We start from the raw sequence: 13,475 nt of genomic DNA, 5'->3' as shown, positions 1-13,475 counted from the left end.
ACAACACCTCGACGGTTATCCGCGAGATTAAGCTCCGCACCGAGAACAGCAGAAGCGAGGAAGGCTCAGTCTCCCTGGATCCGGTATCCCTAAAGGAAATTATCAGGCAGATGAGCTCTGATCTTGAACCGATGCGCGGCCGCAGCATGTTCGACATCGATACAGACGGGAAGCTTGCACGGCTGCTTCTGGACGGCAAAATATATATCGTGCGCGAAAAGGAATACGCCGTTAACATCCGTACCATGCTGGTGATGGAAGGTGTGCTGCAGATCTGGGTGGAGATTCATCCTTACAGGCGCAGTTGAACAGCCAAAGCTTGCGGACGTACAGGGAACAATCATGCTACAATAATGGACAGGTATACCGAGATACAGTATGGGGCAACACCAATGTATTTTATCCTTTGATAAGGGGGCTGCCTGTCCATGATTATGCTAATCAAGTATCTGCTGTTTATCCTGCTCGTGTTGTTTATGACCGGCGCCGCTGTATACAGCCTATCTTCCCGCAGAGCTTCTGACCCGCTGGAAAGGGGCCGCCGGCGATCCATCATGAATGTGCTGCTGGGTGCCATGCTGGTCAATTTGTCGCTGATGTCCATGTTCCTGTTTCGCGGCTCGACGATCAGCGTTATTGTAGAAGCGCTCTTTCTGGTCCTCGGTGCCTTCAATATTTTCTCGGGGCTGCGCAGTTACGGATATTACAGCCGGAGCCGGCGCGGAAGAAAAGCCTGATCCTTCAGAACGGCTCTTGTATAACTACTAGGATTTAATCCCCGGGAGGAATCATACGTGAAAATCAATTTGCCGGCCAGCAATCTAACATCCATGCCCAACATATCCGGAACATGGAGTGAAGTCACCGATTTGAATCTCTATCAAAATCATTTTGAACACCTGCCGGTTGAAATCTTCAATATGGACCATCTGGAGATTGTGAACATTTCGGCAAATCAGCTGAAAGAAATCCCAGCGCGGATCATAGAATTAAGCACACTTAAAATGATTGATTTCGGACATAATCAAATCCAAACGATCCCTCCGGAAATCGGTCAGCTCATTCATCTGGAGGATTATCTCTATCTTCATAACAATCGCATAGAGACTGTGCCGGTTGAAATCGGAAACCTGAAGAAATTAAAATATCTGAATTTAAGTGATAATCAATTCATAGAATTGCCGCCTGAAATCGGCGGTCTTTCAAAGCTTGTGGAGCTGCGTCTCATGAACAATAAACTAAGCGGAATCCCTGAAGCTTTCGGCAATTTAAGCAGCCTCCGGGAACTGCATTTGAAAAACAACCAGCTTAAGGCATTGCCGGATATATTCGACGGCTTGGCCATGCTGCGTGTGCTCGATGCTGAGGACAACCAGCTGCAGGGGCTGCCCGAATCACTTAGTAGCTGCAAACGGCTACGACGGCTGAATTTGCGGACAAACCAGCTAACTGTGCTGCCGGAAGGCATTGGCCAGCTCACTAATCTGTTAGAGCTGGATTTGCGGAGCAACAGTTTGACCGCCCTTCCGGATTCCCTGCTTAACCTCGCCGGGCTGGAGCGGCTGGATTTACGCTGGAATCCGCAGCTGACTGTTCCGGATTGGCTGAAAGAATTAGAGGCGCGCGGCTGCATCGTCTATCTGTAAATGATAACTAATAAAAGCGATATGATAAAAAAGAGACTATCAGCGGGGGATAGTCTCTTCGCTATGTCGTTTGGGGCCGCAGACTTAAATGCTTGTCCGCTCCCTGACACCAAGCCGCGTCAGCCGTGATCAATCGACTGCAGCATCAGTACTGCCTTGGCGACCATCGTATCGTTGTGGCTGATTTCAATTTCCAGCTTACAGGTACGGCGGCTGATTTCCAGCAGCTTCGGCATGACGATGATGGAATGCTCAATCTGTACCGGGCGGATGAAATAGGTGGACATGTTGTCCAGCACATAGTCGTTCCCGGTGATGTCTTTGGCCGCCTTGAAGGCGGAAAGGGTCATCAGCGTCGACAGCACGCCTTCGGAAATAGTTCCCAGATCCGTCGCCATCTGAGGAGTGATGAAGCCATGAAAAAACAGCTGCCCTTCCTCGTCCCGCTCCTCGGCAAAACCGTTCCAGATCAGATGGTCAAAGGTTTCCCCCATTTGCGGCTGATTGCTGACATCGCGCAGGCTCTGCAGCACCTCCCGCCGGGTCAGCGAACCTACCAGTTTACGGTTGCGGTCCACGATCGGCAGGAAGTCGATCCCCTCCCACATCATGATCTGCGCCGCAGAAGCCAGCGAGGTCTGAAGGACTGCCGTAATCGGGTTCCGGATCATCGCCTTTTCAATGCTCTGCCCCTCACCCAGCTCCTCTACGTCACGCCGGCCCACGATCCCGATGACCCGGTTCCATTCATCCGTTACCGGAAAACGCTGCTCTCCGCTGGACTGTGACAGCTGCCGGAGTTCACCGACGGTATTGGAAATTTTCAGCGTGTTGAGGCGGGGTTTGCCCTCGAGAATGTCTTCTACGAGCATAATCTTTTTCTTGATCAGCCTGTCAAAGATCGCCCGGTTAATCATCGATGCGACTGTAAACGTGTCATGTCTGGAGGAGATTACCGGAAGGTCCAGCTCGTCCGCCAGCGCTTTAACCACGCGGCTGGTGCCGAATCCGCCCGTCACAAGCACCCCCGCTCCCTGCTCCAGGGCAAGCGAGTGCACATCATCGCGGTTCCCCACGATCAGCAGGCTGTCGGCATCAATATAACGGATCATGGCGTCGACTTTCATCGCGCCGATAATATATTTATGAAGATGCTTGTTCAGTCCGTCCGCCCCGCCGAGTACATGCCCTTCGACAATATCGACCACATCCCCGAAGGTGAGCTGGTCAGAGATATTCCGCGGTTTCTTCTCCACACGGACCGTGCCGATCCGCTCCTTGGTAATGACGATGCCGAGATTCTCAGCCTCCTTCACCGCGCGGTAAGCTGTCCCTTCGCTTACAATCATTTCCTTCGCCAGCTTACGGACAGAGATTTTGGTGCCAACCTTGAGACCTTCGATATGCTGCAGCAATTGTTCATGCTTCGTAATGTTATCGCCTTGTCCTTCCAACTGTTACACCCCCATGCCCCGATCTGTACTACTCTGTACTCATTATACACGCTGGGAACAGCAGAGTACAACAGCCCGTTGGAGGTGATTCGGGGTTCATTCTGAGATTCTATGTGGACTACTTTTCGCATTAACAATCTCCATTTCATGTTAAAAAAACCCCTGAACCGCCCATACCGGCAGTCAGGGATTTATGATTTCCTATAGCCGCTGTGACACCCGGGACTCCTCATTCCACTTGCCCTGCCACTGCTCTAGCTTATGCTTGCGGACCGCCTCCAGCTGCTTCTGCTTCTCCTCATCCACCCCGATAATGAAATGGAGATGGGCGGCAATGACCAGAAAGGCAAAGATACACCAGACGACACCGAATCCCAGCACCCAGCTGGGCCCTTCCTGAAAAGACAGCTTCGGCAGTGCATAGAGCAGCATAGCCAGCGCAATCAGCATATACATGCCATGCTTAAACTTGTTTCTTTTTCTCATGCAAGACAGCTCCTTCGCTCCCAAAAGGTTGTTCAACTTAAATCTATATCTCTACTCTATGAACAGAGTGTCCGGATTATGAGACAAGTCTAAACAAAAAAATTATGGCCTGAGGCAAATGCTATAGCACGTGCTGCTGTCATATGAGATGATATAGACAATTTTTAGGAGGCGATTGACATTGAATCATGCATTTAGCTACAAGGAATACACGATCCGTAAGAAGGTTTTTTCGATTATGGGTGCCAAGCTGCACATTTATGACGGTTCGGAGCAGCTTGTCCTTTTCTCCCAAATGAAAGCGTTCAAACTAAAAGAGGATATTGCGCTCTACTCCGATGAGAGCATGCAGAAGGAGCTTTTGCGTATTAAAGCCCGCAGTGTGATCGATTTCAGTGCAACCTATGATGTGCATGATTCGGACACCGGTGAGCATGTGGGAGCCCTCCGCCGCAAGGGCCTTAAGTCCATCTTGAAGGATGAGTGGGTAATACTGGACCGCCATGACCAGGAAATGGCTCTGATTAAGGAAGACAGTACACTTATGGCGCTTCTGCGCCGGTTCATCACCCTGATACCGCAAAAATATAATATCGAGTTTGACGGCAATGCCATCTCTGCCTACAGGCAGAACTTCAATCCCTTCGTCACCAAAATCACCGCAGACTTTTCCGAGGACCGGACCGGTCAGCTTGACCGCCGTCTTGGCCTGGCTGCAGGTATTCTCCTATGTGCCGTAGAGGGTAAGCAGGACTAGTCTAAGCAGCGTGTTCTAAGTTCGGAGATTTAGTGATACTTACGGGAATAGGCTGCTTCGAATGGAACGGCCTCTATTTTGCGGGCGCTAGTAGTTACAGGGTTGAGTTATGGTGAGGTGTGAGATGTCGGTATACATTCTGGTACCAGAGATGCGTCACCGAATCATTACGGACTCCAGCGCCGCTATTAGCCGAAAAACTCCCTTTTTCACGTTGTAACGGACTGTAGAGCCCTTATCTCTCCGAATAATGATTAAAACACTTCTTTTCCACTGAAATAACGGCTCTGGAGTCCGTTCCTCCGGCTAATTCCTTCCTCAGCGGTAATCAACGTCACTGGGGTCCGTAAGCTAGGCGGATATCCGGTGGCCTGTGAATCAGTTTCAACTGTGCAAGGAGCACTGCCACATCTCCGAACATTGTCTTCCCGAAGGTTTGATTCTAAATATAGCTCAGTCTCAAGGTTTATAACACAAAAAGCAGGATGCTCTCCAGCCAAATAGGCCGGGGAACACCCTGCTTTTTCTGTTGCCGCCACGGGGCGGAGCCGATTACTGGCCTCCGTACATCTGTGACAGGCTGTCTGTAATAATCTTGTTCACATCTTCAATAACGACACTGAGACGGCGCTCTGCGTCAAACAGGCGGCGGATACCGAGATTCAGGTTCAATACCTCGAACAGCTTCTCCATTTTTTCCATTTCCTCTTGCGGCGGCATCTCCCCGCTCATCATCCGCTGCTGCAGCTCAATCTGGCTCTGGCGGAAATTATCCAGCATCCGTTTGCTCTCGGGATCGGCTTCGATCACCTTCATAGCACTGCTGATATCCGAAAACTCAGTGCTATCTTTGATGGCTCTTGCCAGTTCGTGTGCTTTGTCGATTACGTTCATGATAATTCCTCCTAATGTTTTGTATTATCCGCAGCGATGAATTCCGCCTGGTACGGCTTTTTACAGAATAGGTCAATCACCAAGGGTCAGATGTCTCCATATGATGAATGATATGTAACCCTAAAGATTCATATTGCCGGCATCATGCTGCCTACCGGAAGGAGATCCACGATGTCTAAGTACAAGATCCCGGTCCAAACGGTCCACTCGGGCATCCTGCAGGAAAACGCTGTAATGCTTGGCGACAAATCCATGAAAAGGCTCAAAATACCGGCACACGGAACCATTCAGCTTACCTTCGGCTCATTCAGGCAGGAGGTCACTGTCATCCCGGTCCCCAAAGCCGACAGCCTGCGCGTAAACGAAGGGTTAGCCCGGCGTCTTGGCTGGAGAGGGCGGCCTATGCTGAATGCCTCCTACAGTTCCGGCAGCCGCACCCTGCGGCTAGGTCCGCTGATTGGAGTGCTGGTAAGCCGGGACCATCCAGACCAGCCGGACAGAGTGTTCGGACAGATCACGATGTTCTGCCGTGAGCTTACCAATGCCTGCCATGCGCAGGGTGCCTATGTATATTTCTTTACCCCGGAGGCGCTGGAGACACGCAGCTCTTCCATTCAGGGCTGGGTATACGATGAGGGCTGGCGGAAGCTGAGTCTTCCTGTCGCCGATGTGATCAACAATCGGCTTACCACGCGAAAGGTAGAGAACAAACCTAGCGTACAGCATTTTTTGGCGGATGTAAAATCCCGCTACGGAACGCATTTCTTCAATGAAAAGTTCCTAGACAAGACAGAGGTGTTCGAAGCACTGGCACAAGATGCCGCCCTGCAGCGCTATTTGCCGGAATCCCATGCTTTTAACGGCTTCGCTGTCTTAAAGAGAATGTGCAACAGCTACTCCAGCGTATTTCTGAAACCCGTTCGCGGCAGTCTCGGAAAGGGTATTCTGCGTATTTCCAAAGAAGAAGGAGGCTACCGGCTGCTGTCGACCACACCTCTTGGCACCCGTAAACAAAGCTATCCCAGTCTGGCGAAGCTGTTTCAGTCGATTTCCCCTAAGATGAAAACCACCCGTTACCAGATTCAGCAGGGTCTTCCCCTGATGGAGCTTGGAAAGCGGCCGGTAGATTTCCGGGCCCTGGTGCAAAAGAACGGCACCGGCAAATGGGGGGTCACCTCCATTGTCGCCCGTACCGCCGGCAGCAACCATTTTGTTTCGAATCTGGCACGGGGCGGCACGCTCAGCACTGTCCGTGAGGCGGTCGGCAAAAGCAATCTGCCGGCAGGAATGAAGGAAAGCTCACAGGTGCAGCTGCCGCGGGCGGCACTGGCGATTGCCAGAGGTGTCGAAACTTACATCCCCGCACACTTCGGAGAGCTGGGGATTGATCTTGCACTGGATCAGTCGGGCCGCATTTGGCTGCTGGAGGTTAACTCCAAGCCGTCCAAAAACGATAATACACCGCTTAATGACCAGAAGATCAGACCGTCCGTGAAACAAATGATTCTATATTGCCGTTATCTGGCCGGGTTATAAGGAGGACATCATGACAGACACAGCTACGGGGTTCCTTGGTATTATGACAGGCCGCCGCCAGGGGTATCCTCCCATCGCAGAACCGGAGTTCTGCAGTCAGTTATGCGCAGCAGCCCCGTTGTACGATCTGAAAGTGCTTGTCTTCCACCCGGAAGGTGTCTCCACCGACGGCCAAACGATCAACGGCTATGTCTGGAAGGAGGGCCGGTGGCAGCAGACGCTGGCATCTGCACCCGATATTCTGTATAACCGTTGTTTATATTCCAGCCTGCAGGAAAAAAAAGCGGCTTCCGCTGCCATGGCTGCACTCTACCGCACACTCCCCTGGTCCCGCCCGCTGCCTGATAAGTGGGGAGTCTACGGGATCGTGCACCGCAGCCGCAAAGCTGCAGCACTGCTGCCTGAGACCAGGCTTTATACCGGGTCAGGGGCTCTCAGTACTATGCTTGCAGAAAGAGAATACGGCGTATTTCTAAAGCCTATGGCAGGGTCACACGGCAAACGCACGCTGCATGCTCTGCTCCTCAGCAGCAAAGCAGGCGGCGGAATCAGCATCCGCGGCCGCAGCGAAGCGAATGAATCCTTCCGGCATAATTTCAGAACGCCAGCCGAAGGACTGGATTGGGTTCATAGCTTCATCGGCAAGCGCCGCTATATTATACAGCCTTACCTGGACTTGACCAGCAGTGATGGCCAGCCCTTTGATGTACGTGTTCTGATGCAGAAGAACGGACGGGGTGCCTGGACATTAACCGGCATGGCCGTGCGGCTCGGCCGGCAAGGGGCACTTACCTCTAACCTTCACGGCGGTGGAACAGCGGTTCCTCCACTGCCCTTTCTGCTTGCAGAGTACGGAAAGAGCGGAGCAGAGCTGCTCGAAGAGCTTGCCGCTGCGGCTGCTCTCCTGCCTCCCCTGCTGGAGGAATCCTGCGGCAGACTCGGGGAACTGGGCCTTGACTTCGGCATTGATGCCGGAGGCAGAATCTATCTGCTGGAAGCCAATTCCAAGCCAGGGCGCACGGTGTTCCGGCTGACGGGTGACCGCCGGGCTGCTAGACTCGCAACCGAGAACCCGCTGCGCTATGCGCGTCATCTGCTGCTCCATTCAGCGGCAGGCCGCATGCTTGCCACTCGGACAGCTCCGTTACAGACAGGAGAATGATATCAATGGTTCCTAAGGAGGATTCATCAATGGGTCTCACTTTTTGCAATGTGCATTTCACCAAGCAGCCCCAACGAGTTGTCTATGTCTCGGGTGAATTGATGAAAAGCCTGAAATTATCCGGCAAGAAAAATATCCGCCTGCGTCTCGGCAAGGATGCCATCCCGGCCATGATTAAGCCCATCAAACGGGCTGGGAAGCATCTGTTCCTGGCCTCCGGAGTGAAGAGCGCGATCAAGGTGCCTAAAACGGGCGGCGTCTACTTACGCAACCTGCAGAATGATGAGGTGCAGCTGGGTCCCCTGGTCGGCATTTTATCTGACGGGCCAACCACATCGGCGAATCCCTTCGGTTCGCGTACCGGCTTCATCAAGCAGCTGCTGCGGGAAGGCAGCAATAAATGCTATATATTTGCGTTCACACCGCGCGACATCGACTGGGGACAGGAACAGGTTAACGGTTTTTTTCTGACGGCCAGCGGCAAATTCGAACGTAAAATGGTCCCGCTGCCGGATGTCGTGTATAACCGTCTGCCGAGCCGCCGGGCCGAAACCTCACCTTATATCAACCAGCTCCGCGAACGGTTCGGACGGAAGAGAATTCCTTATTTTAACTGGAGCTTTTTCAATAAATCGGATATTTACCGGCTGCTGGAGAACGACGGCGCAGCGAACCGCTATGTCCCTGAAACCGTGAGTAACCCCAGCTCAGAGAAAATGCGCGATATGCTTGACCGCCATCATTTTGTCTATTACAAACCTTCCGCCGGCAGTCTCGGGCACGGAATATACCGGCTCACTTACCTGCCGAAGAAGGGGTATTTCGCCCGTTACCGTAAGAACGGTAAAAATGTGCTGCTGCGCTTTACCAGTTTTGACAGCCTGATGCGCATGCTCCGCGCCCGGCATGGCCAAAGCCTGCAAAACTATATCGTCCAGCAGGGGATCCGCCTGATCGAGATTGACGCCTGCCCGATTGACTTCCGCTTCCATATGCATAAGAACGGCAGCAACCAGTGGGTCGTTGTCGGCATCGGCGCCAAAAAAGCCGGCCGGGGCAGTGTCACCACCCATCTTAAGAACGGTGGAGCTCTGCTTACTCCCCAGCAGGCGCTGGGCCGCGTATTCGGAGCCAGAGCCGATGAAGTGCTGCAGCGGGCCAAAACAACCGCCGTCAAGCTGGCAGAATCACTGGAAATTCAGCACCGGCATCTGCTCGGTGAAATCGGCTTTGACCTTGGCATTGACCAGGACGAAGATATCTGGATGTTCGAGGCTAACGCCAAACCGGGACGTTCCATCTTCCGCCATCCTTCCCTGCGCGCTGAGGGCAAAGCTTCCATCGAGCATATTCTGGAGCACTGCCTGTATCTCAGCAAATTCCGCAGGAGGGATGAACTGTGAACACCCGCTCTCCTGACCCCGGCAAACCGGTAATTGCCATATTGACAACCAGTGACAGGCTGAAGCAGTTTCGCGGTAACCGCAGTAACTTCCGCGATATCATCCGTACCGGCAAAGAAATGGGCTATCTCGTCTATGTCGTCACCGTCCGCGACCTGAAGTTTGAGGAGCGGATGGTGAACGGCTTCGTCCCTTCCTCCAGCGGGAAGATATGGTACAGTGTCCCGATGCCTCTGCCGCAGGTAATATACAACCGAATTCCGAACCGTGAGGAGGAAGAAAAAGCTCCGGTCGCCCGTAAAATTGCCGAATGCCTGCAGCATGAAGAAATTCAGATGTATAATCCGAGCTTCTTCAATAAATGGAGTCTGTTCGAATGGCTGAAGGAATCCAAGGTGACCGCAAGGCATGTGCCCAAAACAAGACGGCTGCGGGGTGCGAATACGCTGAGCGCCATGCTGAAAAATCATGACAGCCTCTACCTCAAGCCGGAGAACGGCAAGGCCGGCAAAGGAATTATGCGGTTAAAATACCTCGCAGACATCAGCTTGCCTTACAGGCTGCAGATCCAGAGCGGCAAAAAGAACGTAACCTACAAGGCTGCTTCCATGGACCGCCTGTGGGCGCGGATCAGCAGAGAGAAAGGCATTTCGCAATATATCGTGCAGCAGGCAATCGGGCTGGCCACCCACGGCGGACGCCCCTTTGATCTGCGGGTGCTGCTGCAGAAGAACGGCAGAGGCGCCTGGGCCGTAACCGGCATCGGTGCAAGGCTGGCCGGTGCACGCAGCATTACAACGCATGTGCCGCGAGGCGGCAGCATCGAGGAGCCTGCAAGCATGCTGGAGGGAACCTTCGGCCCGGAGCGGGCAGCGTCCATTCTGAAGAATGTTCCTACCACTGCCCTCCTGATTGCCCGCCAGATTGAGCGGGCTTCAGGAGCTATGCTTGGCGAGATGTCGATGGATCTCGGCGTTGACGAGGAAGGCGGCCTCTGGTTCTTCGAGGCCAACTCCCGGCCGATGAAATTCGATGAGCCGGCCATCCGCAAGCTGTCGCTCGAACGGATCTTCCAATACAGCCAGCATCTGGCCCGGCAGAGCAAATAGAATCCTTCATAAGGAAGTGACACCCATGCAGATCTCCTCTATCTATGATACCAGTCCGGGGCAATGGAATTCGAAGCTCGGCGGGCTGCTGGATTTCCTGCGGGAATACGGGGAACAGCGGCTCACGCTGCGCGGCTGCCGCCAGCTCTGCAGGCTGACGCCGGACCAGCTGGCTGAACCCGGTGTCTCGCTGCTGGTTGCGACCGTCCGCGGCCAAAGCGGCCGCCAGCTGGCAGGCGTCAGCTTTGTGTCCGGCTACGGCAAGGAGGCCTGCCTGGTTGCCGTTCATCCCTTATACCGTAACCGTCGTATCGGAACGGCGCTGCTGTCCGCGCAGCTGCAGCGCCTGGGCCGCCTGGAATGCCAGGTGGCCTGTGACAATCCGGCAAGCCTGAAGATGTGCTTCAACAGCGGGCTTGCCGCGGTAGGCCTGACCAGCGGCCCTACCGGCAAGCCCACGCTGCTGCTGCGGTCGCTGATAGACAGCAGCAGCGCGGCAACTCTCCCACAAGAAGGTGAACTCCTGTGCCAGAACCCGTCTTAGGCATCCTCACTTTGTATCTGAATGAAGCCAAACAGCTTGAAGAGAGAAGTGTATACCGGAGGATGATTATTGAAGGCAAAAAAATTGGCCTGGATGTGTTTGTCTTTACCCCAGCCGATGTCAATGCCGGCAAAGAGCTGATCCATGCCATGGTCTACGATCCGTCAAGCGGCAAATGGTCGCGCAAATGGCGCCCTTTCCCCCATATGATCTATGACCGCTGCCGGATTCAGCGCAGCTCCCGCTTCGAGCAGCTTCTGCGCTTCCGTTCCCGCTATAATCATCTGACCTTTCTGAACCGTCCGCTGCGCAACAAATGGACGATCCACCAGACCTTTTCCCAGAAGAGCCGCTTCCGCCAGCATATGCCCGAGACGCTGCTCTACCAGTCCTCGGCTGATCTGCAGCGGATGCTCAAAATCAGCCCGGTGGTCTATGTGAAGCCCATTAATGGTACGGGCGGACGCGGCATTTTGCGGATCGAACGGCTCAAAGAGGGGAAAAGCCTGTACGACATTCAAGGCCGCCGCCAGAACCGGCAGATTATTTCCCCGCGCAAGGTTACGCTCCCGCGGCTGGAATCCATCGTCCGCCAGTGGTGCCTCGGAGGACGTTTCCTTGTCCAGCAGGGCATTCCGCTGCGTCTGCCGGGCGGACGTTTCCATGACTACCGCATGCTCGTGCAAAAGAACGGCCAGGGCGAATGGGAGCTGACCGGCATGGCCGGCCGGGTCGGCGCCGCCCGCAGCGTCACCTCGAACCTGCACGGCGGCGGCCACGCGGTTCGTGCCGAGGTCCTGCTGAAGGAATGGCTGGGCAGCGAAGAGAAAGCTGCCAAAGCGATGAAGTCGGCCGAAAATCTAGGCCTCGAAGCTGCAGCGTTCCTGGAGGAAAGCTTCGGGGCGTTATGCGAGCTGGCGCTCGATCTCGCCATTGACCGCCAGGGCCGGATCTTTGTGCTGGAGGTCAACCCCAAGCCGGCCCGCGAGGTGTTCGCCCGCACAGGCGACAGCGGCACCTACCGTAAAGCGCTGCTGCGCCCGCTGGAATACGCGATGTGGGTGTATAAGAACAAGAACACGCCGAGCTCGGTTAAGACGGTTGAGGAATAGGAGTGAGCCAAACGATAAGAATGCATCCGCTCTGATCTGAGGGATGCATTCTTTAGGTATGCGTCAAACCCAGCATACCTGTAAACCATAAGCCAGTCATGAGATCATAACAGGCTGAATCCGTTTCAATCTACGGATACGGAAGCTGACCTCCTGGCGGATACCATGCGGGTCATCCGAGGAGAATAGGCTTTCTATATCGTGATTATTAATTATCAACCGTTCCTAAGAATCGTAAAGCTGCCTCTCTATAAAAAGTAATAGACTCTAGATAAGCATCTATATCCACCCACTCATCCGGCTGATGAGCCAGTCTCTCATCTCCAGGTCCATAAATTAAGATCGGTAATTCCCCCTCATCTTGAAGAACAGAACCATCTGTATAGTAAGGAACTCCATGTACATCTTGTTCTGATTGACCGTTAATCTCCAGAGCCGTCCGTATCAAAGGATGATCCGGATTCGTATAAATGGAGCTGCGATCCAAAATCTGCTCTACTTCAAATGAAAATCCCGGGTTTACATCTTGAATTCTTAATAATGTGCACTTAATCTCTTCCAGCAGCGGAGCATGGGTTAGCGGAGGAACTGTACGAATATCCACATCAATAACACAGCGATCTGGAATTACATTCGTTTGGACTCCACCTTCTATCCGGTTGACAGACAAGCTGCTGGAACCGAGAACTGGATCGTGTGCCACCCACTGAAGAGCACTCCCCTTAAGAAGGTTAATAACCTCCATCATGCCCTCCACTGCATTTAACCCCAAATGCGGCATTGAACCATGGGCGCTTTTGCCAAATAAAGAAATCCGCAGCCACAAAGCCCCTTTATGCCCAACCGCTACTTTTCCTCTGGTGGGTTCTCCAATGACCATTCCGTCCAGATCACGAACACCGTATTGATCTAAGTATATTCTGGCTCCGCAGCTGTCTACTTCTTCCCCCGCAGTCGCCAGAAATATCAAATCTCCGTCCAAGTTGATCCCGTCCAGTTGAATAGAGACCAGAGCCAGCAGCATCGCTGCTAGCCCGCTTTTCATATCCGATGCCCCTCTGCCGTAGATGCGGTCGCCCTCAATCGCCGCACCATGGGGACTATATTTTCCAGCGGATGCTGACCATGGACTCACGGTATCAAGATGTCCACAGAACATCAATTTTTTACGCCCGCTCCCTTTCAGCGTAACTTCTACGTTGCTGCGATCCGTACTTAGAGGTGAAATCACTGCGGGAATTCCGATGTCATTCAATAATGACATTAAGACGAATGAGAGACGGTGCTCATTCCCCGGGGGATTACAGGTATCTATGGCGATCAATTTCTGCAAGAAAGGAACGGCGTATTCCCGACTGAGAACATTCTCCAT

Annotated in this window: 14 protein-coding genes; 10 read left to right on the top strand and 4 right to left on the bottom strand. The window is 53.3% G+C overall.

Translation table 11 applies throughout. The features are described from left to right. The 3 genes from AQR02_RS06315 to AQR02_RS06305 form a co-directional block, all read left to right on the top strand. A partial coding sequence (locus tag AQR02_RS06315; RefSeq protein ID WP_483414270.1) for a sporulation membrane protein YtrI occupies positions 1–308 on the top strand: 308 nt, incomplete at its 5' end. Positions 309–428: 120 nt separating this feature from the next. Further along, positions 429–737 (top strand): YtpI family protein, encoded by a 309-nt coding sequence (locus AQR02_RS06310; protein ID WP_054939858.1) that lies wholly within the window; start codon positions 429–431, stop codon positions 735–737. Between the two features lie 57 nt (positions 738–794). Further along, positions 795–1,646, top strand: coding sequence for a leucine-rich repeat domain-containing protein (locus AQR02_RS06305; protein WP_245237163.1), 852 nt, complete (start codon positions 795–797; stop codon positions 1,644–1,646). A gap of 119 nt (positions 1,647–1,765) precedes the next feature. Here AQR02_RS06305 and AQR02_RS06300 read toward each other — a convergent pair whose 3' ends face one another. Continuing rightward, on the bottom strand, positions 1,766–3,100 hold the full coding sequence (locus AQR02_RS06300) for a DRTGG domain-containing protein (protein WP_054939857.1): 1,335 nt from the start codon (positions 3,098–3,100) through the stop codon (positions 1,766–1,768). Between the two features lie 201 nt (positions 3,101–3,301). After that, entirely contained in the window at positions 3,302–3,586 is a 285-nt protein-coding gene (locus AQR02_RS06295) for a hypothetical protein (protein WP_054939856.1), read from the bottom strand. Positions 3,587–3,767: 181 nt separating this feature from the next. On the opposite strand from AQR02_RS06295, the gene AQR02_RS06290 reads away from it, so the two are divergent. After that, the gene (locus tag AQR02_RS06290) at positions 3,768–4,343 is read left to right on the top strand and encodes an LURP-one-related family protein (RefSeq protein WP_054939855.1); all 576 of its coding nucleotides are present in this window, start codon (positions 3,768–3,770) and stop codon (positions 4,341–4,343) included. Positions 4,344–4,895: 552 nt separating this feature from the next. On the opposite strand, the gene AQR02_RS06285 is transcribed toward AQR02_RS06290, so the two are convergent. Further along, the gene (locus tag AQR02_RS06285) at positions 4,896–5,237 is read right to left on the bottom strand and encodes a YlbF/YmcA family competence regulator (RefSeq protein ID WP_054939854.1); all 342 of its coding nucleotides are present in this window, start codon (positions 5,235–5,237) and stop codon (positions 4,896–4,898) included. A 171-nt stretch (positions 5,238–5,408) separates the two neighbouring features. On the opposite strand from AQR02_RS06285, the gene AQR02_RS06280 reads away from it, so the two are divergent. The 6 genes from AQR02_RS06280 to AQR02_RS06255 are packed head-to-tail and all read left to right on the top strand — an operon-like array spanning position 5,409 to position 12,103. Next, the gene (locus tag AQR02_RS06280) at positions 5,409–6,773 is read left to right on the top strand and encodes a YheC/YheD family endospore coat-associated protein (protein WP_054939853.1); all 1,365 of its coding nucleotides are present in this window, start codon (positions 5,409–5,411) and stop codon (positions 6,771–6,773) included. Between the two features lie 10 nt (positions 6,774–6,783). Next, entirely contained in the window at positions 6,784–7,935 is a 1,152-nt protein-coding gene (locus tag AQR02_RS06275; protein WP_054939852.1) for a YheC/YheD family endospore coat-associated protein, read from the top strand. A gap of 29 nt (positions 7,936–7,964) precedes the next feature. Beyond that, on the top strand, positions 7,965–9,338 hold the full coding sequence (locus AQR02_RS06270) for a YheC/YheD family endospore coat-associated protein (RefSeq protein ID WP_054939851.1): 1,374 nt from the start codon (positions 7,965–7,967) through the stop codon (positions 9,336–9,338). Then, positions 9,335–10,447, top strand: coding sequence for a YheC/YheD family endospore coat-associated protein (locus AQR02_RS06265; protein WP_054939850.1), 1,113 nt, complete (start codon positions 9,335–9,337; stop codon positions 10,445–10,447). Before AQR02_RS06270 ends, AQR02_RS06265 begins: the two co-directional genes overlap by 4 nt. Before the next feature lie 25 nt (positions 10,448–10,472). Next, complete coding sequence (locus AQR02_RS06260; protein ID WP_054939849.1) at positions 10,473–10,991, top strand: GNAT family N-acetyltransferase; 519 nt, start codon at positions 10,473–10,475, stop codon at positions 10,989–10,991. Beyond that, entirely contained in the window at positions 10,973–12,103 is a 1,131-nt protein-coding gene (locus AQR02_RS06255) for a YheC/YheD family endospore coat-associated protein (RefSeq protein WP_054939848.1), read from the top strand. Before AQR02_RS06260 ends, AQR02_RS06255 begins: the two co-directional genes overlap by 19 nt. A gap of 208 nt (positions 12,104–12,311) precedes the next feature. On the opposite strand, the gene AQR02_RS06250 is transcribed toward AQR02_RS06255, so the two are convergent. Beyond that, positions 12,312–13,475 carry a M20 family metallopeptidase gene (locus tag AQR02_RS06250; protein ID WP_054939847.1) on the bottom strand — a complete coding sequence of 388 codons (1,164 nt, stop codon included), beginning with the start codon at positions 13,473–13,475 and terminating at the stop codon, positions 12,312–12,314.

The organism is Paenibacillus ihuae (assembly GCF_001368795.1).
GTDB lineage: Bacteria > Bacillota > Bacilli > Paenibacillales > Paenibacillaceae > Paenibacillus_AQ > Paenibacillus_AQ ihuae.
This window is presented reverse-complemented; position numbering and strand designations above follow the sequence as displayed.

Coding starts and splice junctions, on each gene's coding strand:
- AQR02_RS06310 (WP_054939858.1), top strand. CDS start 429: ATGATTATGCTAATCAAGTATCTGCTGTTTATCCTGCTCGTGTTGTTT.
- AQR02_RS06295 (WP_054939856.1), bottom strand. CDS start 3,586: ATGAGAAAAAGAAACAAGTTTAAGCATGGCATGTATATGCTGATTGCG.
- AQR02_RS06285 (WP_054939854.1), bottom strand. CDS start 5,237: ATGAACGTAATCGACAAAGCACACGAACTGGCAAGAGCCATCAAAGAT.
- AQR02_RS06280 (WP_054939853.1), top strand. CDS start 5,409: ATGTCTAAGTACAAGATCCCGGTCCAAACGGTCCACTCGGGCATCCTG.
- AQR02_RS06275 (WP_054939852.1), top strand. CDS start 6,784: ATGACAGACACAGCTACGGGGTTCCTTGGTATTATGACAGGCCGCCGC.
- AQR02_RS06270 (WP_054939851.1), top strand. CDS start 7,965: ATGGGTCTCACTTTTTGCAATGTGCATTTCACCAAGCAGCCCCAACGA.
- AQR02_RS06260 (WP_054939849.1), top strand. CDS start 10,473: ATGCAGATCTCCTCTATCTATGATACCAGTCCGGGGCAATGGAATTCG.
- AQR02_RS06250 (WP_054939847.1), bottom strand. CDS start 13,475: ATGGAGAATGTTCTCAGTCGGGAATACGCCGTTCCTTTCTTGCAGAAA.